Origin of the sequence: Streptomyces sp. NPDC098781, from assembly GCF_044759995.1 — a bacterium.
Classification (GTDB): domain Bacteria; phylum Actinomycetota; class Actinomycetes; order Streptomycetales; family Streptomycetaceae; genus Streptomyces.
This window is the reverse complement of the sequence record NZ_JBIWAK010000006.1, coordinates 36,717-62,614: the sequence shown is the minus strand read 5'-3', so window position 1 is coordinate 62,614 and position 25,898 is coordinate 36,717. Positions and strand designations below refer to the sequence as shown.

At 69.5% G+C, this 25,898-nt stretch carries 22 protein-coding genes; 16 read left to right on the top strand and 6 right to left on the bottom strand.

What is annotated here, in order from left to right:
• Positions 1–164: 164 nt before the first annotated feature.
• Together ACIQWG_RS24685 and ACIQWG_RS24680 are read left to right on the top strand one after the other, a co-directional pair.
• Complete coding sequence (locus ACIQWG_RS24685; RefSeq protein WP_404099584.1) at positions 165–1,151, top strand: glycosyltransferase family 2 protein; 987 nt, start codon at positions 165–167, stop codon at positions 1,149–1,151.
• Positions 1,148–2,491 (top strand): alpha-2,8-polysialyltransferase family protein, encoded by a 1,344-nt coding sequence (locus ACIQWG_RS24680; protein WP_404099581.1) that lies wholly within the window; start codon positions 1,148–1,150, stop codon positions 2,489–2,491. Before ACIQWG_RS24685 ends, ACIQWG_RS24680 begins: the two co-directional genes overlap by 4 nt.
• Before the next feature lie 152 nt (positions 2,492–2,643).
• Here ACIQWG_RS24680 and ACIQWG_RS24675 read toward each other — a convergent pair whose 3' ends face one another.
• From ACIQWG_RS24675 to ACIQWG_RS24665, 3 genes are all read right to left on the bottom strand, one after another.
• Positions 2,644–3,825, bottom strand: a complete 1,182-nt coding sequence (locus tag ACIQWG_RS24675) for an acyltransferase family protein (RefSeq protein WP_404099578.1) — start codon at positions 3,823–3,825, stop codon at positions 2,644–2,646.
• A gap of 175 nt (positions 3,826–4,000) precedes the next feature.
• Positions 4,001–5,359, bottom strand: coding sequence for a polysialyltransferase family glycosyltransferase (locus tag ACIQWG_RS24670; protein WP_404099575.1), 1,359 nt, complete (start codon positions 5,357–5,359; stop codon positions 4,001–4,003).
• Positions 5,359–6,339 carry a glycosyltransferase family 2 protein gene (locus tag ACIQWG_RS24665; protein ID WP_404099573.1) on the bottom strand — a complete coding sequence of 327 codons (981 nt, stop codon included), beginning with the start codon at positions 6,337–6,339 and terminating at the stop codon, positions 5,359–5,361. The genes ACIQWG_RS24670 and ACIQWG_RS24665 overlap by 1 nt, the downstream gene beginning before the upstream one ends.
• A gap of 198 nt (positions 6,340–6,537) precedes the next feature.
• On the opposite strand from ACIQWG_RS24665, the gene ACIQWG_RS24660 reads away from it, so the two are divergent.
• From ACIQWG_RS24660 to ACIQWG_RS24645, 4 genes are all read left to right on the top strand, one after another.
• Positions 6,538–7,851, top strand: coding sequence for a DUF6716 putative glycosyltransferase (locus ACIQWG_RS24660; RefSeq protein ID WP_404099571.1), 1,314 nt, complete (start codon positions 6,538–6,540; stop codon positions 7,849–7,851).
• A gap of 80 nt (positions 7,852–7,931) precedes the next feature.
• Positions 7,932–9,185, top strand: a complete 1,254-nt coding sequence (locus ACIQWG_RS24655) for a cytidylyltransferase domain-containing protein (protein WP_404099568.1) — start codon at positions 7,932–7,934, stop codon at positions 9,183–9,185.
• Between the two features lie 13 nt (positions 9,186–9,198).
• Positions 9,199–10,137, top strand: a complete 939-nt coding sequence (locus ACIQWG_RS24650) for an N-acetylneuraminate synthase family protein (protein WP_404099566.1) — start codon at positions 9,199–9,201, stop codon at positions 10,135–10,137.
• 137 nt (positions 10,138–10,274) lie between these two features.
• Positions 10,275–11,345 carry a hypothetical protein gene (locus tag ACIQWG_RS24645; protein WP_404100346.1) on the top strand — a complete coding sequence of 357 codons (1,071 nt, stop codon included), beginning with the start codon at positions 10,275–10,277 and terminating at the stop codon, positions 11,343–11,345.
• Positions 11,346–11,466: 121 nt separating this feature from the next.
• Here the strand turns inward: ACIQWG_RS24645 and ACIQWG_RS24640 are convergent, their stop codons facing one another.
• Positions 11,467–12,168 (bottom strand): class I SAM-dependent methyltransferase, encoded by a 702-nt coding sequence (locus tag ACIQWG_RS24640; RefSeq protein WP_404099563.1) that lies wholly within the window; start codon positions 12,166–12,168, stop codon positions 11,467–11,469.
• 303 nt (positions 12,169–12,471) lie between these two features.
• On the opposite strand from ACIQWG_RS24640, the gene ACIQWG_RS24635 reads away from it, so the two are divergent.
• Both ACIQWG_RS24635 and ACIQWG_RS24630 read left to right on the top strand, forming a co-directional pair.
• A complete protein-coding gene (locus tag ACIQWG_RS24635; protein ID WP_404099560.1) occupies positions 12,472–13,692 on the top strand; it encodes a M20 family metallopeptidase in 1,221 nt (406 codons plus the stop codon).
• A gap of 336 nt (positions 13,693–14,028) precedes the next feature.
• Positions 14,029–15,081, top strand: a complete 1,053-nt coding sequence (locus ACIQWG_RS24630) for a BMP family protein (protein WP_404099558.1) — start codon at positions 14,029–14,031, stop codon at positions 15,079–15,081.
• A gap of 117 nt (positions 15,082–15,198) precedes the next feature.
• Here ACIQWG_RS24630 and ACIQWG_RS24625 read toward each other — a convergent pair whose 3' ends face one another.
• Positions 15,199–15,945: a helix-turn-helix domain-containing protein gene (locus tag ACIQWG_RS24625; protein WP_404099556.1), complete on the bottom strand. Its 747-nt coding sequence runs from the start codon at positions 15,943–15,945 to the stop codon at positions 15,199–15,201.
• A gap of 222 nt (positions 15,946–16,167) precedes the next feature.
• On the opposite strand from ACIQWG_RS24625, the gene ACIQWG_RS24620 reads away from it, so the two are divergent.
• From ACIQWG_RS24620 to ACIQWG_RS24585, 8 genes are all read left to right on the top strand, one after another.
• Entirely contained in the window at positions 16,168–16,839 is a 672-nt protein-coding gene (locus ACIQWG_RS24620) for a DUF4097 family beta strand repeat-containing protein (RefSeq protein ID WP_404099555.1), read from the top strand.
• A gap of 382 nt (positions 16,840–17,221) precedes the next feature.
• Complete coding sequence (locus tag ACIQWG_RS24615; RefSeq protein WP_404099552.1) at positions 17,222–18,271, top strand: BMP family protein; 1,050 nt, start codon at positions 17,222–17,224, stop codon at positions 18,269–18,271.
• 223 nt (positions 18,272–18,494) lie between these two features.
• A complete protein-coding gene (locus tag ACIQWG_RS24610) occupies positions 18,495–20,063 on the top strand; it encodes an ABC transporter ATP-binding protein (RefSeq protein WP_404099550.1) in 1,569 nt (522 codons plus the stop codon).
• Positions 20,063–21,184 carry an ABC transporter permease gene (locus ACIQWG_RS24605; protein WP_404099549.1) on the top strand — a complete coding sequence of 374 codons (1,122 nt, stop codon included), beginning with the start codon at positions 20,063–20,065 and terminating at the stop codon, positions 21,182–21,184. Before ACIQWG_RS24610 ends, ACIQWG_RS24605 begins: the two co-directional genes overlap by 1 nt.
• Positions 21,181–22,455, top strand: coding sequence for an ABC transporter permease (locus ACIQWG_RS24600; RefSeq protein ID WP_404099546.1), 1,275 nt, complete (start codon positions 21,181–21,183; stop codon positions 22,453–22,455). Before ACIQWG_RS24605 ends, ACIQWG_RS24600 begins: the two co-directional genes overlap by 4 nt.
• Positions 22,452–22,859, top strand: a complete 408-nt coding sequence (locus ACIQWG_RS24595) for a cytidine deaminase (protein ID WP_404099545.1) — start codon at positions 22,452–22,454, stop codon at positions 22,857–22,859. Before ACIQWG_RS24600 ends, ACIQWG_RS24595 begins: the two co-directional genes overlap by 4 nt.
• A 97-nt stretch (positions 22,860–22,956) precedes the next feature.
• A complete protein-coding gene (locus ACIQWG_RS24590; RefSeq protein ID WP_404099542.1) occupies positions 22,957–24,234 on the top strand; it encodes a thymidine phosphorylase in 1,278 nt (425 codons plus the stop codon).
• 20 nt (positions 24,235–24,254) lie between these two features.
• Positions 24,255–24,986: a Uma2 family endonuclease gene (locus ACIQWG_RS24585; RefSeq protein WP_404099540.1), complete on the top strand. Its 732-nt coding sequence runs from the start codon at positions 24,255–24,257 to the stop codon at positions 24,984–24,986.
• Here ACIQWG_RS24585 and ACIQWG_RS24580 read toward each other — a convergent pair.
• Positions 24,890–25,813: an AEC family transporter gene (locus ACIQWG_RS24580; protein WP_404099537.1), complete on the bottom strand. Its 924-nt coding sequence runs from the start codon at positions 25,811–25,813 to the stop codon at positions 24,890–24,892. The two genes, ACIQWG_RS24585 and ACIQWG_RS24580, sit on opposite strands and share 97 nt — an antisense overlap.
• Positions 25,814–25,898 lie beyond the last annotated feature (85 nt).

Genomic DNA, 25,898 nt, shown 5'->3' with positions numbered 1-25,898 from the left:
CATACGTATGGGGACGCCAGTACGGTGCCGGGTGGTTGATTCTCGAAAAAGGAGGTCGGGACGTTACTTTTCGTTCACCTGATGGCTGCCGGGGAGACAATGTCCGGCGTCGAAGGTCTCCTACGGTCGCAGGGATCCGCCCCGGAGAGAGCCCAGGTGTACGCGTGACCAACCGCCCCCCGACACTGTCCGTGATCGTCCCCTGCTACAACATCGAGTCATATGTCCCCGAGACGGTGACCAGCCTGGTCAACAACGAACGGGACGACTTCGAGTTCATCTTCGTCGAGGACCGGTCCACCAAGGACAAGACGTACGAAGCGCTGCTGACGCTGTCGAAGAGACTCAAGAACAGCCGGGTGATACGGCACGAGCAGAACGGCGGACTGGCCACCGCCCGCAACACCGGCATCGACGCCTCGGAAGGCCGTTACCTCACCTTCCTCGACGGCGACGACTGGCTGGCCCCTGGCTATCTCGCGGATCTCGTGGACGCCATCGAGCGATACGACGTCGACTTCGTGCGCACCGACCACGTCCAGGTCACCGGCATCGAGCGGCAGGTGCACCGGGCTCCCGAGGGCCGCCGCCACACCCCGCTCGACCCGCGCACCTCGATCCTCCCGGTCGACGACACCACCATGGTCGACTACCCCTACGCCTGGGCCGGCGTCTACCACCGCCGCCTGCTCGACAAGGGCATGCTGCGCTTCCACGACGGACTGAAGACCGCCGAGGACCGCCCCTGGATCTGGGACCTGCACCGCAGGGCCGAGTCCTACGCCGTCGCCAGTCTGCGCGGCGTCTTCTACCGCCGGGGTGTGGCCAGCTCGCTCACTCAGATCGGTGACGTTCGCCAGCTGGACTTCTTCCGCTCCTTCAACCTCGTCCTCGCCGAGCTCGCCGACGACCCCGAGGTGGACAGGCTGCGCAAGAAGGCGCTGCGCAACTACTGCGTGGTCATCGCCCACCAGCTGCTCAGCCGGGGCCGGTTCGAACGCAGTATCGCCGCCAAACTGAAGCAGATGGCCTCCGAGGCGCTGGGCAGGATGTCGGAGGACGAGCTGGAAGAGGCTCTCGTCGGGATGGGCGAGGAGCGCGTGTACATGCTGCGCCGCATACGGGGTGGCATGAAGGGAGTGGCGGCATGATCCAGATCTTCTTCTCGGCCACGCAGTACGCGGCCGCGACGGTCACCGCCGCCATACGCGCCGGCCAGTTCGGACCGCGCGAGGGCGTCCGCCGCATCCTGGTCGTCAGCAACACCGCCACCGTCCCCGAGGTCGGCACCCCGCTGAACAAGATGGCCGGCTTCGAGAAGCTGGCCCCCGAGTTCGACGAGGTGCGCTCCTGGAACGACTTCATCTCCCCGCACCACCCGGCCGGCTGGTCGCCCCGCGGGCAGGACACCCTGCTGTGGGAGAAGGCCGTACGCCTCGCCTGGAACCTGGGCGACGAGCCCGTCCAGATCGCCTGTGAGTCCATCCAGGCCAACCCCTCGCGCGCGGTCGCGGACATCTTCGCGGACAGCCCGCTCCATGTGTACGCGGACGGCCTGATGAGCTACGGCCCCACCCGCAACCGCATCCCGCACGGCATGAGCAGCCGTATCAAGCGCGTCCTCCACCTGGACCTGGTGCCGGGCCTGACGCCCATGCTGCTGTCCGAGTACGGCGTCGAGCCGGAGGCCGTGCCCAACGAGGCCATCGTCGACGTCCTCGCGCAGATCGGCGAGTCCGGCGCCGGCATCCTCGCCGAGCGCCTCCCGGCCGACGGCGCGCCCACCGCCGTCCTGCTCGGCCAGTACCTCTCGGCCATCGACCTGATCACCCAGGACGAGGAGGAGCAGCTGCACATCCGCTTCCTGCGTGCCGCTGCCCGCGCCGGTCACCGGGACGTGCTGTTCAAGCCGCACCCGAGCGCGCCCGCGGTGTTCAACGAGTCCCTCGAAGCGGTCGCCAAGGAACTCGACGTACGGCTCACGGTCCTGAACGAGCCCGTCCTCGCCGAGACCGTCTTCGCGTACCTGAAGCCGAAGCTCGTCATCGGCTGCTTCTCGACGGCCCTGATGACCGCCGCCGCCTTCTACGGCATCCCGGTCGCCCGCGTGGGCACGGACCTGCTCCTCGAACGCATCACGCCGTACGAGAACAGCAACCGCATCCCGCTGACCATCATCGACGCGGCCCTGCCCGACGCGGAGAACGCCGAGCTCGGCTCGCCGCTCGAACTGTCCGGCATGGCCGAGGACCTGGCCCCGCTGGTGCGCAGCGTCGGCTACTGCATGCAGTCCCGCAAGCACCACGGCCTGCGCGACGAGGTCACCGCCTGGCTGACCGCCAACCTGGCCCAGCACCAGAGCTACTTCAAGCGCCGCCGCCTCACCAGCCTGCGCCTGCCCGGCGGCAGCCCGGTCCGCGCGGAGGCACTGCGCCGGCACCCGGCGGTCCGCAGGGCCGTACGGCAGCTGAGGCAGACGACCAAGAAGTAACGGACGGTCCCGAAAAGCGTTCGGCGCGTCCCCTCGATCCGGGGGACGCGCCGAACGCATTTTTTGTGGCGGGGGCGCGCAGCGCCTCCCCGCAAGGGGCGCGGGGAACTGCGCGACCAGCCCCCACCGGCCCGCAGCGGATTCGGGCCTCCCTAGCGGAGCTTCACCGCCGGCAGTGCCCGCTTCAGCCGTGGCCCGAACGGCTTCTCCACGAACCGGTGCATCAGATAGGCCAGCACCAACAGGCTCAGCACCGACAGGGCCAGCGTCTCGTAGGAGCCGAGCCCGAGGCCCCGGTGCAGCACCCGGATGAAGAACCAGCCGAGGTGCTCGTGGATCAGGTAGAAGGGGTACGTCAGCGCCCCGGCCACGGTCAGCCAGCGCCAGTTGGCCCAGTGCGTCCAGCCCAGGGCCACCACCGCGACGGCGGCGAAGGCGCAGAAGACGATCGCCTGGATGACGTACGGGTTGCGGTGGAAGTCGCCCTGGGCGCCCGGGTGCCACAGCGCGGTCACCGAGTAGCGCTGGCCCAGCAGGAAGGACATACCGACGATCCCCCACAGCAGCAGGTCGCTGCCGAAGCGGTGGATCAGGTACAGCGCGAGGCCGCCGATGAAGAACGGGGCGTGGTCGCGCATGACCAGTTCGTCGGTGAGCGGGTTGTCGGCGACCCGGGCGAAGGCGCTGGCCAGCACCCACAGGATGCAGAAGGTGACGACGCGCTTGTAGGTGACGCCCTTCCAGATCACGAACAGGGCGAAGAGCACGTAGAACTTCAGCTCCACCCAGAGCGTCCAGCACACCCCGAGCACCCGCGGCACGCCCAGCGGCTGCTGCATCATCGTGAGGTTGACCAGGAGCTCGTCCGGCCGGACCGGGTGGACGACCACCGGCAGCAGCACCGCGGCGCCGGTGACCATGACGATGGCCACCCAGTACGCCGGGTAGAGGCGGGAGATCCGGGAGCGGAAGAAGTCGCCCAGGGTGCGGCCCCAGCTGCTCATGCAGATCACGAAGCCGCTGATGACGAAGAAGAACTGCACGCCCAGGCTGCCGTAGGTGGAGAACTGCGACAGCGTCGGGAACATCTCCCCGGGGGACTGGTGCCAGGAGTTCTCCACTTCACCGTTCTTGCCGGTGAAGTGGTACATGCACACCATCAGCGCGGCCATCAGCCGCAGCCCGTCCAGGGCGCGCAGCCGGCTCTCTCTGCGGGGCCGGACGGGGGGCCGCGCGGCGATGACCTGGTTCAGCCGGGGTTTCGACGTTCCCGGCGGTGCCGTGGCCTGGTCGGCCGTGACGTGTCCGGCCGTGGCCTGGTCAGCCGCGCTCATCCTGGGGCCTTTCTCCTGGGAGCCTCGGGGCTTGGTTCAGTCGTACGTGATGGACGGTGCCATTTCATACGATGACCGAACGCTATGTCCCTCGGACGGGTGAAAGGTGAGTGACGGTTGACGCTCAGGGAGCGCAAAGGTGTCACACGGATGAACAACCACCCCTTGTTTCTGTTTACTTTCGGCCGGTCACCTGCTTCAGGGCTCGGGCCCGACGCGCCAGGCGGCGCACGGTCGCGTTACGCGGGATGAAGGACAGCTGGGCCGGCACGGCCCCGGGCAGGGCCAGCGAGGTCAGGCGCTTGCGCTTGAAGTAGCGCCAGGTGTGCGGGTTCAGATGCTTGGAGAGGTAGGACTCGGCGGCGCCGCGCAGCCCCGGGTAGATCTTCGGCTGCATCGCGAAGCCGACCGCCTTGAGCAGCGCGGCCAGTTCGTCCACCCGCTCGCGCGCGGGCATCGTCCAGCCGTTCACCGCGGCGGCGTCCGCGATGTCCGGCAGCAGCGCGTCGACGATGGTCAGCGGCACCCGGTTGCTGTTCTGGTACGGCGCGAGCCGGGCCAGCACGGCATCGGTGCCGACCCGCGCGACCGGAAGACCGTACAGCCCGGCCGCGGTGAACAGCCCGGTCGAGAAGCAGCCGACGACCAGCGCGGGACGCAGCCGCTGGAAGGCGACCTCGGCGAGCACGGGCCGGTCCAGGAGGATGAGTTCCGCGCCCAGCCTGCTCGCCTCGTCCTCCAGGAGCTTCGACCAGCGGGCGGGCGCGACCGGGTGCGGCTTGAAGACGAGCCTGCGATGGCCGAGCGCCACGGCGCCGCGCACCATCTCCAGGTGCAGGTCCTCCTCCTCGGCGTCGGTGAGGATGCCGAGCGCGGAGAGGTACTGGCCGAGCAGCAGCGCCGGCTGGTCGCCGCCGGAGCCGGTGGGCAGTTCGGCCTCCGCCTCGGCGAGCTCGCCGAGCACCTTCAGGAACACCTCGGACGGCACCAGTTCGGACGGGACGTCGAACTCGGTGAGCAGCAGCGGGGTGAGGCCCGGGACGAGATCGAGGTGCAGCAGCCGGCCGACCCGGGTGCCGACCAGCGGGTCGATCTTGTCGCGCGTGGGGCCATAGCTTATGAGGCCGTCCGCGTAGACATCGACGGGAGCGCCGGTGAACAGCTGGCACAACGCCAGGGCCGGATTCACCTGAACGGACTCCACGGCCAGCTGGATCTCGTCGTCGCCGAGGTTCCACAGCAGCCGTACGTACCGCTCCCACATGGGGATGTCGTTCTCGCGCGGCGACCAGCCGCTGGGGTGGAACGGGGAGATGGTCTCGTTCCAGGAGAGCACCTCGTCGAAGCGCCCGCGCAGCTGGGCGAAGCCCGGCATCGTGTCGACGGACGGGGTGATCTCGGGGTTGGTCGCGTTGTTGGTGACCAGCAGCAGCCGGCGGTCGGCCGGCTCGAACAGCCCGGCGTCCAGGGCGGCGGCCAGGGTCGCGGCGCCGTACAGCGTGGAGGCGCAGAAGATCTGGGTGGTGCGAGGCATCAGGCGGCCACCGTCCGGGACCCGACCGCCCTGCGGCGCACGCGTCGCAGGCGGGCCGCTCGCTGCGCGTCCATCGAGTCCATGACGTCCGCGAGCACGTCCTGCGGCATCCTTTTCAGGGCGGCGGCGCTCATCGAGCGCAGTTTTCGAGCCACGGCGGGTTCGAACCTCTCGATTTGTCCGAGGTGATGAGCCATGATCGCGCAATAGGTGCGCACGGCTTTCGGAAGCAGCTTATCGGCCTCCGTGTCACGCGCCGTTTCCTCGATTACCTGATCGAACGCCCGGATGAAATCGAGCTGCCGCACATCACCGATCTGGGTGAGCGAGGACGCCACTCCGCGCCGGTAGTAGACACCGAGCAGCCCGACCGCGGCGAACGATTCCGCCTCGCGGTGCAGCTTCCAGATCCAGGGCCGGTCCTCGGCGGTGCGCAGCCCGTGGGTGAAGTGCAGGACCCCGCGGTCGACCAGGCGGCGGTGGTAGATGCCGGCCCAGGCGTAGGCGTAGTCCACGGACGTCGACCGGTCGGCGGGCAGGATCGCCTCGCGCGGGTTCATCACCGTCCAGCGCCGGCCGTGCGGCACCCGGTGGATGCTGCGCGCCCGGCCCGTGGACTGCACATGGTCGGTGCGTACGAAGTCGCAGCCCAACTCCTCGATCGCGGCGAGGAGCTGCGGGAAGTAGCCGGGAGCGAGCCAGTCGTCGCCGTCCAGGAACGTCAGGTACTCGCCGTTCGCCCGGTCGATTCCGGTGTTCCGTGCGGTGGCCAGCCCTCCGTTCTGTTCGTGTCTGACGACCACCGCGCCCGGCAGCTCGCGCTCCGCGCGCGCGAGGATGTCCGGTGTCCCGTCCGTCGAGCAGTCGTCGACGAGGATGAACTCGAAGTCCTCACGTGTGTTCGCACGCAGGCTCTTCAGGGTGTCTGGCGCGTATTGCTGCACGTTGTAGAACGGCACGATGACGGAGAGCTTGACCACGGGAAGGACGTTAGGGGTCGGTCCGGCCTCCGTCTTTACTCGGAGCTTGATGTCAGGTGAACGACGCGTGGCGATGCAGTGAACCGGGCTTCTTTTCAACGACCTCGAGCCTCACTTCGTCGTTAGTCGATGTGCTGTTAACCGTTTGTTGCATTCGGGTTGGGCAGAACCTTGAAATCGCTTCCTAGCGTCATCGACGTGCCAGCAAGTGCGACTAAGACCCGGCGAGTGGCCGTACTCGCGGATTCCGACACCCGGTGGAAATGGGGCGCGCTCACCGCGAACCGTATCGCTCCGGAGAATTCGGACATCCGTCTGGACGGTTACCTCCTGCGTGGCCGGGCTACCCCCACCGCCCGTCAGCTCCAGGAAGTCGGCGTCCATGCCGACTCCCTCCGTGAGGTGAGCGCCGTCGAGTTCCTGCGCACCATGGCGCAGGAGTCGTACGACGTCCTGGTCCTCGCGCTCGTCGGCGGGGGCGTACAGGCCATACTGCACGGCCTGAAGCAGGTCTGGGAGGGCAAGACCGAGCGGCCCGTCGTCGTCACCGGCTATGTGGGTGTCGTCTACGAGAAGCTCGCCGACGGCCTGCTGCTGCGGCACGGCGCGGACCTCGTCCTCGCCAACTCCCGCCAGGACGCCGAGCGCTTCCGTGCCGTGTACGACGGGGTCGGCGCCGACGCCTCCTCGGTGACCGAGGTCGCGCTGCCGTTCCTCGGCGGCGAGCCCTACACCGGTGAGCACGACCCGTACACGGTCGTCTTCGCCGCCCAGCCCTCCGTGCCCGACAACCGCCGGGACCGTACGTACCTGCTGGACCGGCTGATCCGGCACGCCCGCAAGCACCCCGAGCGCGAGGTGCTGCTCAAGCTGCGCTCCAAGCCGGGCGAACACACCACGCACATCGAGGAACTTCCGTACCAGAAGCTGGTCCAGCGGCTCGACCCGCCGGCCAACTTCAAACTGGTGTACGGCAACATGGGCGAGGTCCTCGACCGCACCGACCTGATGGTCACCATCAGCTCCACGGCGGCGCTGGAGTCGCTGCACCGCCGTATCCCCACCGTCGTCCTCTCCGACCTCGGCGTGCGCGAGGTGCTCGGCAACCACCACTTCGTGGGCTCCGGCTGCCTCGCCTCCTGGGACCAACTGGACGAGGGACACCGGCCGGTGCCCGACGAGGAGTGGGTGTCCCGGCAGGGCGTCTGCGCCGACGGCTCGTACGCCACCGCCTTCGACGCCGCCCGCGAGCGCATCTCCGAGCTGCTGGAGCGGCCCGGCGGGATGCCCGCCCTCACGCCGTACTACACGCCCGCGACCGCGCCGGGTTATCTGCCCGGCATCCTCGCCCGCCACCACCTCGGCCCGGACGGCAGCCCGCTGCCCGGCGCCCCCGCCCACGACAAGGACCCCGGCCCGGTCCGCCAGATAGTGCGCCGGGCGGCACGCGGCGCCTACCGCCACGGCGTCCAGCGCGTGGCCCCTGTCATCCGGCGGATGGGGGAGCTGTGAGCCATCCGACGACCGATCCGGGGACCGGGGCGCCGGGACGCGCCCCGGAGCCTTCGCAAGGAGCCCAAGGAGTAATGCCCATGTCCAACTCGGAAGCAGGCCAAGGCGCTTCGACGCACCGCGTGCTCGCCGTGATCCCCGCGCGCGGCGGCTCCAAGGGCGTGCCCGCGAAGAACCTGATGCCCGTCGGCGGTGTGCCGCTGGTGGCGCGGGCGGTGCGGGAGTGCCGGGCCAGCCGGCTGGTGACCGACGTCGTCGTCTCCACCGACGACCAGGGCATCGCCGCCGCCGCCCGGCAGGCCGGCGCCGAGGTAGTGCTGCGGCCCGCCGCCATCGCCGGCGACACCGCCACTTCCGAGGCGGCCGTGCTGCACGCCATGGACGCCCACGAGGCGCAGCACGGCGCGCCGGTGGACGTCGTGCTGCTCGTGCAGTGCACCAGCCCGTTCATCATCCGCGAGGACCTCGACGGCGTGGTCAAGGCGATCGTCGCCAACAACGCCGACACCGCGCTGACGGTCGCGCCCTTCCACGGCTTCGTGTGGCGGCACGGCGACGACGAGCCGGCCGAGACCGAGCGCGCGGCGGCCGGCGGTGGCTACGGTGTCAACCACGACAAGTCCTTCCGCCCGCGCCGCCAGGACCGCCCCCAGGACTTCCTGGAGACCGGCGCCGCCTACGCGATGGACGCCCGCGGCTTCCGCGAGCACAAGCACCGCTTCTTCGGCCGCACCGAGCTGGTGCGCACCGACCCGGCCCGGGTCCTGGAGATCGACGATCCGCACGACCTGGCCCGCGCCCGCGCGCTGGCGCCGCTGTTCGACGCGGACCGGCCCGGCGCCCTCCCCACGACCGACGACATCGACGCGGTCGTACTGGACTTCGACGGCACCCAGACAGACGACCGGGTGCTGATCGATGCCGATGGAAAGGAGTTCGTCTCCGTACACCGCGGAGACGGACTCGGCATCGCCGCCCTGCGCAAGAGCGGCCTGAAGATGCTGATCCTCTCCACGGAGCAGAACCCGGTCGTCGCCGCCCGCGCACGGAAGCTACAGATTCCCGTGCTGCACGGCATCGACCGCAAGGACCTCGCACTCAAGCAGTGGTGCGAGGAGCAGGGCATCGCGCCTGAGCGCGTGCTCTACGTCGGCAACGACGTCAACGACCTCCCGTGCTTCGCCCTCGTGGGCTGGCCCGTGGCGGTCGCGAGCGCCCACGACGTCGTGCGCGGCGCCGCACGCGCGGTCACCTCCGTACCCGGCGGTGACGGCGCGATCCGAGAGATCGCCAGCTGGATCCTCGGCCCCTCTCTCGACTCCCTCACCAAGTAAGGACATCTCTGCCATGAGCACCTACTCCCGTCTGCGCAACTTCGGTTCGCGTGAGGTCGGCCCCGGCAAGCCCGTCTACATCTGTGGCGAGATCGGCATCAACCACAACGGTGAGCTGGAGAACGCCTTCAAGCTCATCGACGTGGCCGCCGAGGCCGGCTGCGACGCCGTGAAGTTCCAGAAGCGCACCCCGGAGATCTGCACCCCGCGCGACCAGTGGGACATCGAGCGCGACACCCCCTGGGGCCGGATGACCTACATCGACTACCGCCACCGTGTGGAGTTCGGTGAGGACGAGTACCGCCAGATCGACGAGTACTGCAAGAGCAAGAACATCGACTGGTTCGCCTCCCCGTGGGACACCGAGGCCGTCGCCTTCCTGGAGAAGTTCGACGTCCCGGCCCACAAGGTCGCGTCCGCGTCCCTCACCGACGACGAGCTGCTGAAGGCGCTGCGCGCCACCGGCCGCGCGGTCATCCTCTCCACGGGCATGTCGTCGCCGAAGCAGATCCGTCACGCGGTCGAGGTCCTCGGCTCGGACAACATCCTGATGTGCCACGCCACCTCCACCTACCCGGCCAAGGCCGAGGAGCTCAACCTCCGCGTGATCAACACGCTGGAGAAGGAGTACCCGAACGTCCCGATCGGCTACTCCGGCCACGAGACGGGTCTTCAGACCACCCTCGCCGCGGTCGCGCTCGGGGCGACCTTCGTCGAGCGTCACATCACCCTGGACCGCGCCATGTGGGGTTCGGACCAGGCCGCGTCGGTCGAGCCGCAGGGCCTCGTCCGCCTCGTCCGCGACATCCGCACCATCGAGGCCTCCCTCGGTGACGGTGTCAAGAAGGTCTACGAGTCGGAGCTCGGCCCGATGAAGAAGCTGCGCCGTGTCGCCGGTGTGGTCGCCGAGGCCGAGATCGCCGCCGCGGCCGGCGAGCCGGTCCAGGTCTGAGCCCAGCGGGTTCGATGTGCCGAGTCCGAGTGCTCCGTTCGTGAGCGCTCGGGCTCGGCGCCCTTCGAGCACTTTCTTGATCTCGAGCTGAATACGAGCGCCGCATGAGCGCCTTACGACGGGTAGGTCGTACGTCGATGAGCCCCCGCGCCGGGAACACCGGCCCCCACACTCTCGCCTTCGTCGAGAGTCCGGTACAGCTCCTGAACGTGCTGGAGTGGGCGCACGCCCGCGAGCACGTCATCGGCGCGGGACTCACCGTCGTCGTGCTGTCACCGATCGACCCGATGACCCGGGGCCAGTTGCGCCGGATGGCCGAACTGGCGCGCGAGGACGGGCACGAGATCCGCTGGGAGGAAGCGCGGGGCGGCCCGGCGGCGCCCTTCCAGACGATCGGGGGCCTGGCGGGCCTCCTGCGCCGCGCGGACCGTGTGGTCCTCGGCGATCCCTTCTCCCGTTACGTCCAGCTCCTGCTGACCATCACCAAGGCCCGCGACCTCGTCGTCGTCGACGACGGCACGGCGACCATGGAGTTCGTCGCCCAGCTGGCCCGCGGTGAGCGCCTGGTGCGCTGGCACCGCAAGGGCGGCCGCCCCGGCCCGCGCGACCTGGTCTTCGCGCCGGTGTCGTCGGCGGCCCGCAAGCGTCTGACGCCGAGTGAGCACCGGACGGTCGAGATCTTCTCCTCCATGCCGATGGACGAGACTCCGAACGGCGTGACGGTCACCGCCAACACCTTCGCCTGGACCCGCGACCGCTTCGGCCCGCCCCGCATCACCAAGGGCGCGGACCTGGTCGGCACGTCCCTCGTCGAGACCGGCGTGGTGGACAACGACCGCTATCTGGAGGCTGTCCGTTCCCTGGCCAAGGCCCACGGCGCCACCCGCTACTTCGCCCACCGCCGCGAGAGCGCGGAGAAGCTGCACCGGCTGGCGGTCGAGACGGGCCTGGAGATCGTACGCCCGGACCTCCCGCTGGAACTGATCGCCCGTCGCGGCCCCATCGGCCGCACCATCCTGAGCTTCCCGTCGACGGTCGTGCACACCCTGCCGCTGGCGCTGTCCGGCACGGAGGTCCGGGTGGCGGTGTGCGACATCGACCCGGCCTGGCTGACGGAGAACGCCTCGCCTCGCGCCCAGGGGTTCCTGTCCGGGGTCACGGGGACGGCTCGGGATGTGCACCGCCTCTCGGCGGTCAGCGCGGTCTGAGGGCGGTTTGCGGCGGACGGCAGGGCGGCGCGGGCCGGTGTGACCGGCGGCCGTCCCAGCGCCGTCCTACGGCTCCTCCCCGCGTTGTCGACGACGGAAGCGGCACCGCCCCGCGAATGGCTCAGAGCCGGCCGGCGCGCGGCTTCTCGGCGAGGAGGAAGGCGCGGGGGCGCTTCTCCTCGCCTTCGGGTTCCCGGGTGATTCGGGCGTGCAGCCGCAGGCCTGCTTCGTTCAGGTGTTCGGTGACGGTCTCCGGGGTGCGCCAGTAGTAGTCGAGTGCGATCTCCTGGCCGAAGCGTTCGGTCAGGTGCAGGTGGTCCTCGGTGTCGCCGGACTGGAACGACAGCAGGACCGGGGCGCCGGGCCTCAGGACCCGGTGGAACTCGGCGAGCGTCGCCGGCAGGTGGTCGTCCGGGACGTGGATGATCGAGTAGAGCGCGAGGATGCCGCCCAGGGTCTCGTCCGGCAGGTCCAGTGCGGTCATCGAGCCCACATGGAAGCGAAGTTGAGGGTGCGCGCGCCGGGCCAGGGTCACCATGCGCGGGGAGAGGTCGACGCCGAACACCGGGGTGCCGAGGGCGTCGAGGTGGGCGGTGACGGAGCCGGGGCCGCTGCCGAGGTCGGCGACGGGGGCCGGGGCGTGCGCGCGGGCCAGCTCGGCGAAGGCGGTGACGAGCGCGCGGTCCACCGGGGCGCTGTCGGCCGGCCAGTCGGAGAACAGGTCGGTGTAGGCGGAGGCGATGGCGTCGTACGACGCCCGGGTGGCCTCCAGGAAATCGGCGTACCTGGCATGCGTGAGGTTCTCGGCGGTCACGGGGCGCACCCTAGTGCGGCGGCCGGACGGGCGTCCGGGAGTTCACCGGGGGTGTGCGGTCCCGAAAGGTGAACACAACCGACGGTTCTGTTCCCGGCGTGGTATCCGTGGAGTGTGGGTGGCTGGCATCGTCACTCTCCGTCGTGGTCGATTCCATGATCGACTCGACGGAAAGCCGGGCGAGTTTACCCACCCAAACCGATACCTACGCGTCGGGCGGCCAGATTTTCTTCCCCAAACGGGTTGAACTTTTGTTGATCGAGGGTCAGTTGGCCACCTCGGCGTCCTACCCTTCAGAGGGTGAACCAACTGATGTCCCCAGAGTCCGAAGCCGATCAACCCGGGGAAGCGGTCCTTCCCGGCGTCCTGCCGGAGGCGCTGCGTGCCGAACTCATCGAGTTCCGGCGCGACTTGCACATGCACCCCGAGCTCGGCAACCAGGAGTTCCGTACCACCGCCGCGATCAAGGCCCGCCTGGAGAAGGCCGGCCTGGAGCCCCGCGTGCTCGCCATCGGAACCGGGCTCGTCTGTGACATCGGGGAGCCGGACGGCGAGCGGCCCATGCTCGCCCTGCGCGCCGACATCGACGCCCTGCCCATCCCGGACACGAAGAGTGAGTGCCCGTACCGCTCGACGGTTCCCGACCGGGCGCATGCCTGCGGGCACGACGTGCACACGACCGTGGTGATGGGCGCCGGGCTGGTGCTCGCCGACCTCCACCGGCGCGGGCAGCTGCCCCGGCCGGTCCGGCTGATCTTCCAGCCGGCCGAGGAGGTGCTCCCCGGCGGTGGCGCCGAGGTCGTCGAGTGCGGCGTGCTCGAAGGGGTGAGCCGGATCCTCGCCGTGCACTGCGATCCCAAGGTGGACGCGGGGCGGATCGGCCTGCGGCACGGCCCCATCACCTCCGCCTGCGACCGGCTGGAAATCGCCCTCGACGGACCCGGTGGGCACACCGCCCGCCCCCATCTGACGACCGACCTCGTCACCGCCGCCGCCCGCGTCGTCACCGACGTGCCCGCGCTGGTCGCCCGGCGCACGGACGCCCGCAGCGGCCTCGCCGTGACCTGGGGCCGTATCGACTCCGGCCACGCGCCCAACGTCATCCCGCAGCACGCCGAGCTCTCCGGGACCGTACGCTGCCTCGACCTCGACACTTGGCGGCAGGCGCCCGACGTCGTCGTCGCCGCGATCGACGAGGTCGCCAACCTCCATCGCGCGAAGTCGGAGATCAACTACATCCGCGGCGTCCCGCCCGTGGTCAACGACCCGGCCTCCACCGAGCTGCTGCGCGAGGCCATGACCGCCCGCCTGGGCGCCGACTCCGTCGAGGGCACCGAGCAGAGCCTGGGCGGCGAGGACTTCTCCTGGTACCTGGAGCACGTCCCCGGGGCCATGGCCCGCCTCGGCGTGCGGATGCCGGGGGACCGGGTCGGGCGTGACCTCCATCAGGGTGATTTCGATGTGGACGAATCGGCCATCACGGCGGGCGTGGAGATGTTCACCGCGGCGGCGCTGATCGACACCGTGGACTAGGGCCTGTCGTTTGGATCATGCCCGGCCCGCCGCGGGGGCTCCCGTGCCGCGGCCGGTCCCACGGTTCGCGTTCGCCGTGGCTTCCGGTTGCGGTCCGCTCACGGCGGGGGGAGTCTGGCCCCATGGCGGGCGGTCCTGTGCGCTGTCGTGGGGAAGGCACCATTGGTGCGGATGCCCCATGCGTGCCTTTCGATCCGGTGGTTCACAAGGGCGTAACCGGCCATCGGCACGAATGGATAACGGCCGGGCGAAACCCCGTTCCCAGGAGTGTCTACGCGCGTTAATGTGCGCCGAACTCAGCACCCACTGCGGGGCTTGGAGAATGGGGACTTCACGATGCGTCGGACATCCAAACTGACCCGTGTCGCGGTGGGGGTCGCGTCGATCGCGCTCGCCGCCACGGCGTGCGGTGGTACCAGCAGCGACAGTGACAGCGGCAGCGACGGCAGCGGCGACACCAAGGGTCTCGCCATCGCGTACGACATCGGCGGCAAGGGCGACCAGTCCTTCAACGACGCCGCGTACGCGGGCCTCCAGAAGGCCGCGAAGGAGTTCAACTACAAGACCGCCGACATCGAGCCCACCGAGGGCGAGACGGACGCCGACAAGGAACAGCGTCTGTCCTCCCTCGCCAAGCAGGGCTACAACCCGGTGATCGGCGTCGGCTTCGCTTACGGCCCCGCGATGGAGGCCGTGGCGAAGAAGTACCCGGACACCACCTTCGGCATCGTCGACTCGGTGGTCGAGGGCAAGAACGTCGCCTCCCTCGTCTTCGCCGAGGAGCAGGCCTCCTACCTGGCCGGTGTCGCCGCGGCCAAGGCCACCAAGAGCAACATCGTGGGCTTCGTCGGCGGTGTCGACGTGCCGCTGATCCACAAGTTCGAGGCCGGCTACAAGCAGGGCGTCCAGGACACCAACCCCAAGGTCAAGGTCCTGTCGCAGTACCTGACGCAGACCGCGGAGGAGGGTGGCTTCTCCAGCCCCGACAAGGGCAAGGCCGCCGCCGAGGGCCAGATCGAGAAGGGCTCCGACGTCGAGTACGCGGCCGCCGGTCTGTCCGGCCAGGGCGTGATCGAGGCCGCCGCCAAGGCCAAGGTCTGGGCGATCGGTGTCGACTCCGACCAGTACAAGCAGGCGGCGCTCGCCAACTACAAGGGCTCCATCCTGACCTCCGCCCTCAAGGACGTCGGCGGCGCGGTCTACACGCTGGCCAAGTCCGTCGAGGACGGCAAGCCGCTGACCGGCGTGCAGACCTTCGACCTCAAGGTCAACGGCGTGGGCCTGTCCGAGTCCAACCCGGAGTTCGCCAAGATCCCGGGTCTCACCGAGGCCGTGGCGAAGGCCAAGGAAGGCATCAACGACGGCACCATCAAGGTCAAGACCGAGTAGTCACACGGTCGGATCCATACAGACCGTCGAGCGGGCGGGCGCCCAGAGCGCCCGCCCGCTTCGCTGTTCCCGGACGGGTTCTCGGCACACGACCACGACCACGGCCCACGAGCACGGCTATGGCTGCGGCTGCGACTCAACGCCGTCCGAAGTCGCCGCCGGTTTCGAGTGGAGGATCTCGCGGGCCTGGTCCGCGGCGCGGGCGATGCTCTCGGAGACGAAGTCGACGAAGCGGGCGATGTTCTCCAGACGGGCGGCCGCCGGAGTGCCGGGGCCGAGAATGCCGACGCCCTGCCGGGCGATCTCGCCGAGCTGGGCGGTGGCGCGGGCGCCGGCCATCGTGGACTGGTACATGACGTCGTCGTCGACGACGTAGCGCTCCCGGCGGCGTTCGTCGCGTTCCCGCCGGAGCAGGCCCTGGCTTTCGAGGAACGCGACCGCTTTGGAGACGGACGCCGGGCTGATCCGAAGGTGTCCGGCGAGCTCGGAGGCGGTGAGGCTGCCGGCGTCGGTGGTGTAGAGGCAGGCCAGGACCCGGGCCGTCATCTTGGGCAGGCCCGACTGCATGAAGACGGTGGTGAAGGTCTCCTCGTACTCGCGTACGGCTTCGGAGTTGCGTCCATGGGCCTGCGGGGGCGTGCCGGGGTCCCGGGGCGCCTTCCTGCGGCGGTGGGCGCGCTGTTCGGTGGCGCGGTGGGCGAGGTCGGCGCGGTAGGCGGTGGGGCCGCCGTTGCGCATGACCTCGCGGGTGACGGTCGAGGTCGGTCGGTCGAGGCGTCTGGCGATCTCCGCGTAGGGGAGGCTGTCGGCCAGCCCCAGCGCGATCTGCCGGCGCTCCTGCTGGGTGAGTCTGCCTCCCGGCATCGCGGCCTCCTTCGTCGTCCGTGTCTCCTCCACAGTAGCGTTCATTGTCATCCCATTGCAACGGGCGGTGAGGAGGTCGTTGCATTCGAGTTCTCATCCATTGCAATGAATCCACTGCATCTGCCTGCATCTATTGAGTTTGAGTGCAACAAGATGATTGCCGAATCTGGAAAGGCAACGTAGCTTTCCGTCATCGGAAACAACGAGCCGAAGGAAAGCATCATGCAGAAGTTCGACACCCCCGCCCCGGTGACCGCCGTCCTCGACATCCCCGCCGGCCGCATCCAGTTCATCGCCGCCGACCGGGCCGACACCACCGTCGAGGTCCTTCCCGTGAACGCCTCCAAGAGCCGTGATGTGAAGGCGGCGGAGCAGACCGAGGTCGCGTACGGCGACGGCGTCCTGCGGATCGCGGCCCCGGAGGCGAAGAACCAGATACTCGGCCCGTCCGGATCCGTCGAGGTGACCGTCCAGCTCCCCGCCGGCTCCCACGTCGAGGCGAAGGCGGCCCTCGGCGAGCTGCGGGGTGTGGGGCGTCTCGGCGACGTCTCCTTCGAGGGGGCGCAGGGCACGGTCAAGCTCGACGAGGCGGCGAGCGCCCGGCTGACCCTCCAGTCCGGCGACGTCTCGGTCGGGCGCCTGGGCGGCCCGGCGAAGATCAGCACCCAGAAGGGCGACCTCCGCGTCACCGAGGCCGTGTGCGGCACGGTCACACTGCGCACCGAGGCCGGCGACATCTCGGTCGGCGCCGCCCGCGGAGTCTCCGCCTCCCTGGACGCCGGTACCTCGCACGGCCGGGTTCGCAACGCGCTCAAGAACACCGACGGCGCCGACGCCGCCCTGACCGTCCACGCGACCACGGCCTACGGCGACATCAGCGCCGAAAGCCTGTAGGCGGGATGCCCCGGCGGCGACGCCGGGGCAGTCTCACTTCACGGCACTTCCATGCCCCGCTCGGTGTACCCCCGCGCAGCCGCCGCCCGACGCCCCGATGGCCGGCGGTCTACCCGGGTCCGGTGCGTGGCGCCCTCACGGGCCGGGGACGCGCACGCGCCCGGATCCCGGCTCCAGGTGACCCAACGCCACCTCCCGTTCGCGAACGGCAACCCCGTGACCAGCGCCGCACGTCCAGTTGGCCACGGGCGGATAACAAGGTGGACAGAAGGGGTTTTCAGGCTGGTCTACGCGCGTTAATCTGCGGCGAAAGCCAGCGCCGTTGCTGTGAAGCTGTCCCGAGCTGTACCGTCCGGCGCTTGTACGACAGGAGTCACCACACATGCGCCGGATTTCCCGGATCACGGTCGCAGGCGCAGCGACCGCCTCTCTGGCCCTCGCGCTCTCCGCCTGCGGCGGCACCTCGACCTCGGCGTCGTCGGAGTCGAAGGGCGGCAACAAGGGCCTCGCCATCGCGTACGACGTCGGCGGCAAGGGCGACCAGTCCTTCAACGACGCCGCGTTCGCGGGTCTGGAGCAGGCGAAGAAGGAGTTCCGGTACGACACTGCGGATGTCGAGCCGACCGAGGGCGAGACGGACGCCGACAAGGAACAGCGGCTGGCGTCGCTGGCCAAGCAGGGCTACAACCCGGTGATCGGCGTCGGCTACGCGTACGCCGCCGCCGTGAAGGGTGCCGCGGAGAAGTTCCCCGACACCACCTTCGGCATCGTGGACGACTCCACCGTCGAGTCGAAGAACGTGGCCGACCTGGTCTTCTCCGAGGAGGAGGCCTCGTACCTGGCCGGTGTGGCCGCCGCCAAGACCACCAAGACGAACACGGTCGGCTTCGTGGGCGGTGTGGACATCCCGCTGATCCACAAGTTCCAGGCCGGCTTCGAGCAGGGCGTCAAGGACACCAACCCGCAGGCCCAGGTCCTGACCCAGTACCTCACGCAGACCGCGGAGGAGGGTGGCTTCTCCAGCCCCGACAAGGGCAAGTCCGCCGCCGAGGGCCAGATCGAGAAGAAGGCCGACGTCGTCTACGCCGCCGCCGGTCTGTCCGGTCAGGGCGTCATCGAGGCCGCCGCCGCCAACAAGGTGTGGGCCATCGGTGTCGACTCCGACCAGTACCAGCAGGAAGCGCTCGCCAAGTACAAGGACTCGATCCTGACCTCGGCGATGAAGGACGTCGCCAAGGCGGTCTACAACCTGGCGAAGTCGGTCGAGGACGGCAAGCCCGAGACCGGTATCGTTCGGGGCGATCTGAAGAGCGGCGAGGTGAGCCTGTCGAACTCCAACCCGAAGTTCGCGGACAATGCCGAGCTTCAGGCAGCCCTCAAGACGGCCAAGGAGAAGATCGTCAGCGGCGAGATCAAGGTCAAGTCCAGCTGATTGCAGCAACACCCTGAGCAGCGGTAACCGCGGGGTTACGTCCGCTCAACGGGGTACGGGGAGGCTTTCCCGACAGGGAGTTCCCCCGTACCCCGTTGTCGCGGTGCGTCGGCCCCCTTTCAGGCCATAGGGGCGCTACGCGCGTAGACGACCCCCGTCCCCAGGAGAGTGCGCCATCAACGCGTCCAGCAGCCCTCCGGCCGACGCGGCGGTCAACGGTCAGGTGACCGCCGTCGAGCTCGCCGGGATCACCAAGCGATTCCCGGGCGTCGTGGCCAACCACGACATCCACCTCACCGTCCGCAAAGGCACCGTCCACGCCCTCGTCGGCGAGAACGGCGCCGGCAAGTCGACGCTGATGAAGATCCTCTACGGCATGCAGAAGCCGGACGAGGGCACCATCGCGGTCGACGGCCAGAAGGTCACCTTCTCCTCGCCGGCCGACGCCATCGCCCGCGGCATCGGCATGGTGCACCAGCACTTCATGCTCGCGGACAACCTCACCGTCCTCGAGAACGTCGTGCTCGGCAGCGAGAAGCTGTACGGCATCGGCGCCAAGGCCCGCCGCAAGATCAAGGACCTCTCCGAGCGCTACGGCCTCGGCGTGGAGCCCGACCGCCTCGTCGAGGAGCTGGGTGTCGCCGCCCGCCAGCGCGTGGAGATCCTCAAGGTCCTCTACCGCGGCGCCACCACGCTGATCCTCGACGAGCCGACGGCCGTCCTGGTGCCGCAGGAGGTGGACGCGCTCTTCGACAACCTGCGTGAGCTGAAGGCCGAGGGCCTGTCGGTCATCTTCATCTCGCACAAGCTGGGCGAGGTGCTCTCCGTCGCCGACGAGATCACCGTCATCCGCCGCGGCACCACCGTGGGCACGGCCGTCCCCGCCGGAACCACCCCGCGCCAGCTCGCCGAGATGATGGTGGGCAGCGAGCTGCCGACGCCGGAGACCGCCGAGTCCACGGTCACCGACCGCCCGGTCATCACCGTCGACAAGCTGCGCCTGGAAGCGGTCGGCGGCAAGGCCCTGCTGGACGACATCACCTTCACCATCCACGCGGGCGAGGTCCTGGGCATCGCCGGCGTCGAGGGCAACGGCCAGACCGAACTGGTCGACGCGCTCATCGGCCTCAAGGGCGCCGACTCCGGCACGATCACCCTGATCGACGAGGAGATCACCGGCTGGAACACCCGCCGGCGCCGCGAGCAGGGCATCGGCTACATCCCCGAGGACCGCCACCGGCACGGCCTGCTCCTGGAGGCCCCCCTCTGGGAGAACCGCATCCTCGGCCACGTCACCGAGAAGCCGCTCGCCAAGGGCGTCTGGCTGGACCCGAAGGCGGCCCAGGAGGACACCCGGCGGATCGTGACGGAGTACGACGTCCGCACCCCCGGCATCGACGTCACCGCCGCCTCCCTGTCCGGCGGCAACCAGCAGAAGCTGATCGTCGGCCGCGAGATGAGCCACAAGCCGCGCTTCCTGATCGCCGCGCACCCCACCCGCGGTGTGGACGTCGGCGCGCAGGCCGCCATCTGGGACCACATCCGCGAGGCCCGCCGCGAGGGCCTGGCCGTGCTGCTGATCTCCGCCGACCTGGACGAGCTGATCGGCCTGTCCGACACCCTCCGCGTGATCTACAACGGCAAGCTGGTCGCGGACGCCGACCCGGCCACCGTCACCCCGGAGGAACTCGGCTCGGCGATGACCGGTGCCGCCACCGGCCACCTGGAGCACGAAGAAACCGCTGAAGACACCCCTGAGTCTTCTGAGCCCGGCGAAGACGAGGCCCGCTGATGAAGAAGTTCGACAAGGAGCGCGTGCTCCTCGCGGTGGCCGGACCGGTCATCGCGCTCGCCGTGGCCTTCGTGCTCAGCGCGATCGTGCTGCTCGCCTCGGGCAAGAGCCCGGTGGAGCCGTACACCCTGATGTTCGAGCAGCTCGGCTTCTCCGACATCCAGGTGCTGATCATCAACCAGGCCTCGCTGTACTACATCGCGGCCCTCGCGGTGGCCATCGGCTTCCGGATGAACCTGTTCAACATCGGCGTCGACGGCCAGTACCAGCTCGCCGCCATGATGGCCGCCGTCGTCGGCGCCCACGCGAACCTGCCGGCCGGCCTCCAGGTCCCGCTGCTGATCCTCACCGCGGTCTGCACCGGTGCCTTCTGGTCCGGTATCGCCGGTGTCCTCAAGGTCACCCGCGGCGTCAGCGAGGTCGTCTCGACGATCATGCTGAACGCCATCGCCACCTCGGTCATCGCCTACCTGTGGCTGCCCAACGTCTTCGGCGTCAAGGTCGGCAACAACAACACCACCGGCGAGATGCACGAGTCCGGCTGGGTCCCCGGCATCGACGTGGGCGACGCCGGCGAGATCTACGGCCTGGTCTTCCTCGCCGTGCTGCTCGGCATCGCCTACTGGGTCGTGCTCAACCGCACCCGCTTCGGCTTCGATCTGCGCGCCTCCGGCGCCTCCGAGACCGCCGCCGCGGCCAGCGGTGTCGACCCCAAGCGGATGGTGCTGACCGCCATGCTGATCTCCGGCGGTATCGCCGGCATGGCCGGTCTGCCGATCCTGCTCGGCGACACGCACACCTACAGCCTGAACTTCCCCACCGGCATCGGCTTCCTCGGCATCGGCATCGCCCTGCTCGGCCGTAACAGCCCCGTCGGCATCGCGTTCGCCGCCCTGCTGTGGGCCTGGCTCGACAAGGCCTCGCCCGAGCTGGACTTCCACGGCTACGACAAGGAGATCGCGGTCATCATGCAGGGCCTGATCGTGCTCTCGGTCGTCGTCTCCTACGAGGCCGTACGCGAGTGGGGCCTGCGCCGTCAGCAGCGCCGGGTCGGCGCCGAACTGGCCGCCGGTCACGTGCTCGGCGCCAACAACACCACGAAGGAGGTGGCTGGCCGATGACCGCCCCGACCTCGGCGACCGACGTCAACCAGCCCACGCTGCAACCCGCGGCACCCACCGGCCGCCGCCTGTCGTGGCCCGTGCTGCTGCTGGTCATCGCCGGAGCCCTGGCGCTGACCTCGATCGTCCGCATCATCACCGGCGCGGACGGCATCACCAACGTCAGCCAGATGTCCACCGCGCTCCAGCTCGCCGTGCCGATCGGCCTCGCCGGTCTCGGCGGTCTGTGGGCCGAGCGGGCGGGCGTGGTCAACATCGGCCTCGAAGGCATGATGATCCTCGGCACCTGGTTCGGTGCCTGGGCCGGCTTCCAGTGGGGCCCGTGGACCGGTGTCGTCGTCGGCATCCTCGGCGGCTGCATCGGCGGCATCCTGCACGCCATCGCCACCGTCACCTTCCGGGTCAACCACATCGTCTCCGGTGTGGCGATCAACATCCTCGCCCTCGGCATCACCCGCTACCTCGCGCCCCTCGCGTTCGAGGGCCACGCGGGCGGTTCCGCCAAGCAGTCCCCGGCGGTCGACTCCCTCGGCCACTTCACCGTGCCGGGCCTGTCCGACGGGCTGCGGGATCTGAACAACAACGGCTGGTTCTTCATCTCGGACATCGCCGGCCTGCTCGGCGGCCTGGTCACCAACGTCTCCTGGCTGACCCTGATCGCCGTGGCGCTGATCCCCGCCACCTGGTGGATCCTGTGGCGCACCGCCTTCGGTCTGCGCCTGCGCTCCTGCGGTGAGAACCCGGTGGCGGCCGAGTCCCTCGGCGTCAACGTCTACAAGTACAAGTACATCGCCGTGATCATCTCCGGCGGTCTGGCCGGCCTCGGTGGCGTGTTCCTCTCCATCGTCGCCAACCCCTTCTATCTGGAGGGCCAGGTCAGCGGCCGCGGTTACATCGGCCTCGCCGCGATGATCTTCGGTAACTGGATGCCGGGCGGTCTCGCCCTGGGCGCCGGCCTGTTCGGCTACACCGACAGCCTCAACCTGCGCGGCGGCTCCCAGAACGTGCACGCCCTGCTGCTGCTCGGCGCGCTCCTGCTGATCATCGGCGCCATCTGGCTGGTGATCCGCAAGAACTACGCCTCGTCGACGATCACCGCGGTCATCGGTGCCCTGGTGTACACCTGGTACGTCACCACCAACGAGGTGCCCAACCAGGTCGTCTCCGCCGCGCCGTACGTCGTCACACTCATCGTCCTCACGCTGTCCGCGCAACGCCTGCGGATGCCGAAGGCGGACGGCCTGCCGTACAAGAAGGGGCAGGGCAAGTGACACCGGCCGCCTCCCACGACGTCGACTGGGACAAGCTGCGCGCGGCGGCGCTGGACGCCATGGGCCGCGCGTACGCCCCGTACTCCGGCTTCCCGGTCGGCGTCGCGGCCCTGGTCGACGACGGTCGCACGATCACCGGCTGCAACGTCGAGAACGCGTCCTACGGTCTGGCCCTGTGCGCCGAGTGCGGACTGGTCTCGGAGCTCCAGAACACCGGGGGCGGCCGGCTGACGCACTTCACCTGCGTCGACGGCAAGGGCGACGTTCTGGTGCCGTGCGGTCGCTGCCGCCAGCTGCTCTTCGAGTTCGGCGGCCCGGAGCTGCTGTTGGAGACCCCGGCGGGCGTCCTGCCCCTCGCGGAGATGCTGCCGCAGGCCTTCGGGCCGGGACACCTTCGCAAGTAGCTCAAGCAACTCCCTTGTGGCCCCTCCCAGTTGATCCCGGCGATCGGCTCGGAGGGGCCGTACCACTTCTGGAACCCTCGGAAGGAAAGCCATGGCCATGGACGCCATCTCCGTCATCCGCACCAAGCGGGACCGCGGCGAGCTCAGCGACGAGCAGATCGACTGGGTCATCGACGCGTACACCCGCGGGGAGGTCGCCGACTACCAGATGGCCGCCCTCAACATGGCGATCCTCCTCAACGGCATGAACCGCCGGGAGATCGCCCGCTGGACGGCCGCGATGATCGCGAGCGGCGAGCGCATGGACTTCTCGTCCCTGAGCCGCCCGACGGCCGACAAGCACTCCACGGGCGGCGTCGGCGACAAGATCACGCTGCCGCTCGCGCCCCTGGTGGCGGCGTGCGGTGCCGCCGTGCCCCAGCTGTCGGGCCGGGGCCTCGGCCACACGGGCGGCACCCTGGACAAGCTGGAGTCCATCCCCGGCTGGCGGGCCCTGCTGTCGAACGAGCAGATGCTGAACGTTCTCGACACGACCGGCGCGGTGATCTGCGCGGCGGGCGACGGCCTGGCCCCGGCGGACAAGAAGCTGTACGCGCTGAGGGACGTCACCGGCACGGTCGAGGCGATCCCGCTGATCGCCTCCTCGATCATGTCCAAGAAGATCGCGGAGGGCACCGGCTCGCTGGTCCTGGACGTGAAGGTCGGCACGGGCGCCTTCATGAAGACGATCGAGGACGCGCGCGAGCTGGCGTCCACGATGGTGGGCCTGGGCACCGACCACGGCGTGAAGACGGTGGCCCTGCTGACGGACATGTCGACGCCGCTCGGTCTCACGGCGGGCAACGCCCTCGAAGTCCGGGAGTCGGTGGAGGTCCTGGCGGGCGGCGGCCCGGCGGACGTCGTGGAGCTGACCGTGGCGCTGGCCCGGGAGATGCTGGACGCGGCGGGCGTGAAGGACGCCGACCCCGCGAAGGCCCTGGCCGACGGTTCGGCCATGGACGTCTGGCGGCGCATGATCGCAGCGCAGGGCGGTGACCCGGACGCCGAACTGCCGGTGGCCCGTGAGCAGCACGTGATCAAGGCCCCGTCCTCCGGTGTCCTCACCCGCCTCGACGCCTACGACATCGGCGTCGCCGCCTGGCGTCTGGGCGCGGGGCGTGCGCGCAAGGAGGACCCGGTGCAGGCCGGCGCGGGCGTCGAGCTCCACGCCAAGCCGGGCGACACGGTCACCGAGGGCCAGCCGCTGCTGACCCTGCACACCGACACCCCGGAGCGCTTCGAGTACGCGCTCCAGTCGGTGGAGGGCTCGTACGACATCGCGGGCGCCGGGACGGACTTCACGGCTTCGCCGGTGGTGCTGGAGCGGATTGCCTGACCAGGCGTTTCCTCGTTCGGGTGAACGGGACCGGTGGACCTCCGCCGGTCCCGTTCGTCATGTTGACTGACCGCGTGCAGATGATCGACGGCGACTACATCAGGGCCGACAACGAGTGGGATGAAATCGCCTGGGTCTGGCAGCAAACGGTCGCCCCCAAGGGGTGCAAGCAGGAGATCATCGATGGGGTCGTCATGGTGACGCCCCTGCCCTCCGTAGCTCACAGCAGTGTTGCGGAGCGCGTGCAGAGGCGCCTCTACGAGGTGATCTCGGACGACTGGGGTATCTACCAGAGGCTGGCGCTGGCAGTTCCGTCCCGACTCGGGCTCTATGTACCGGACCTCGTCGTCGTACCGGAGGGGGAACTGCGGGCAGGGGATGACAACTTCGTCCCTGCCGGGAAGGCGCAACTCGTCGTGGAGATCACCTCGAAGGCCACCGTGGGCAACGACCGCATCCACAAGGCCGCGGGGTACGCCGAGACGGGCATCCCCCTCTATCTCCTCATCGACTTCCTGGCCCCTGGCGGTCCCACGAGCACGCTGTACGGCGAACCGAAGGGGGACACCTACCGGGTCCTGCGAGCCGGCAGGTACGGCGCCCCGATCGCTCTGCCCCGCCCGTTCGACGTCGCCCTCGAAAGTGGCGACTTCCCTCAGCCCAGCAGCGCCGCAACCACCACCAGCACCGGCACCGAAATCACCGTCGACAGCAGAATCGAGTCCCGCGCCAACCGCTCGCCCACCCCGTAACTCGACGCATACGTATAGAGGTTCTGCGCGGCAGGCAACGCCGACGTCACCACCACGTCCAGCAGCGGAGCTCCTCGCAGGCCGAACACCCCCGCCGCCAGGGCCCAGGCCGCCGCCGGCTGGCCCACCGACTTGAGGGCGACCGAGAGGAACACCGGGTGACGGTCCGGCCCACGGCCCGGCATCGTGCTGCCGCACAGGGAGATGCCGAAGGCCAGCAGGACCGCCGGGACCGACATGCCGCCGATCAGGGTCAGGGGGTCCAGGACGGGGGCCGGGATGCGCAGGCCCGTCGCCGACACCGCCACGCCCGCCAGTGAGCCGACCGCGATCGGGTTGCGCAGCGGGGTCAGCAGGCGGTGCCACAGCGGGCCCTTCCCACCCCCGCCGGCGGACAGGTCGAGGATCGTCAGGGCGATCGGGGTGACCCCGACCAGCTGGAACAGCAGCACCGGCGCCACCAGCGAGGCGTCGCCCAGGACGTACACCGCGATCGGGATGCCGAGGTTGCCGGAGTTGACGTAGCTGGAGCACAGCGCGCCGATCGTGGTGCGGCCCACTCCCCAGCGCCGGACGACACCCACCGCGACGAAGACCCCCGCCGCCGCGGCCGTGCTCAGTGCCGTCACCAGAAGGCGGCTGGAGAAGATCACCGAGAGGTCGGTCTGGGCGAGGGTGGTGAAGAGCAGGGCCGGGGACGCCACGTGGAAGGCGAGTTTGGTCAGGACCTCGCGGCCGTGGACGCCGAGGTAGCCGCGCCGCCCGATCGCGTAGCCCACCCCGATGACGACCGCGATCACCGCGAACCCCGTCAACACCCCCTGCACGGGACCTCCTTGGCGAGCGTGCGGCCGGAGGACAGCGCGGGACGTGCTGATACGTGGGGCATACAGCAAACCCTCCGGGGAAGGA

Bases quoted from the DNA above. Each gene is read 5' to 3' on its own strand.
- ACIQWG_RS24680 (WP_404099581.1), top strand. From the start codon at position 1,148: ATGATCCAGATCTTCTTCTCGGCCACGCAGTACGCGGCCGCGACGGTC.
- ACIQWG_RS24675 (WP_404099578.1), bottom strand. From the start codon at position 3,825: ATGAGCGCGGCTGACCAGGCCACGGCCGGACACGTCACGGCCGACCAG.
- ACIQWG_RS24670 (WP_404099575.1), bottom strand. From the start codon at position 5,359: ATGCCTCGCACCACCCAGATCTTCTGCGCCTCCACGCTGTACGGCGCC.
- ACIQWG_RS24655 (WP_404099568.1), top strand. From the start codon at position 7,932: ATGTCCAACTCGGAAGCAGGCCAAGGCGCTTCGACGCACCGCGTGCTC.
- ACIQWG_RS24650 (WP_404099566.1), top strand. From the start codon at position 9,199: ATGAGCACCTACTCCCGTCTGCGCAACTTCGGTTCGCGTGAGGTCGGC.
- ACIQWG_RS24645 (WP_404100346.1), top strand. From the start codon at position 10,275: ATGAGCCCCCGCGCCGGGAACACCGGCCCCCACACTCTCGCCTTCGTC.
- ACIQWG_RS24635 (WP_404099560.1), top strand. From the start codon at position 12,472: ATGTCCCCAGAGTCCGAAGCCGATCAACCCGGGGAAGCGGTCCTTCCC.
- ACIQWG_RS24630 (WP_404099558.1), top strand. From the start codon at position 14,029: ATGCGTCGGACATCCAAACTGACCCGTGTCGCGGTGGGGGTCGCGTCG.
- ACIQWG_RS24625 (WP_404099556.1), bottom strand. From the start codon at position 15,945: ATGCCGGGAGGCAGACTCACCCAGCAGGAGCGCCGGCAGATCGCGCTG.
- ACIQWG_RS24620 (WP_404099555.1), top strand. From the start codon at position 16,168: ATGCAGAAGTTCGACACCCCCGCCCCGGTGACCGCCGTCCTCGACATC.
- ACIQWG_RS24615 (WP_404099552.1), top strand. From the start codon at position 17,222: ATGCGCCGGATTTCCCGGATCACGGTCGCAGGCGCAGCGACCGCCTCT.
- ACIQWG_RS24605 (WP_404099549.1), top strand. From the start codon at position 20,063: ATGAAGAAGTTCGACAAGGAGCGCGTGCTCCTCGCGGTGGCCGGACCG.
- ACIQWG_RS24600 (WP_404099546.1), top strand. From the start codon at position 21,181: ATGACCGCCCCGACCTCGGCGACCGACGTCAACCAGCCCACGCTGCAA.
- ACIQWG_RS24590 (WP_404099542.1), top strand. From the start codon at position 22,957: ATGGACGCCATCTCCGTCATCCGCACCAAGCGGGACCGCGGCGAGCTC.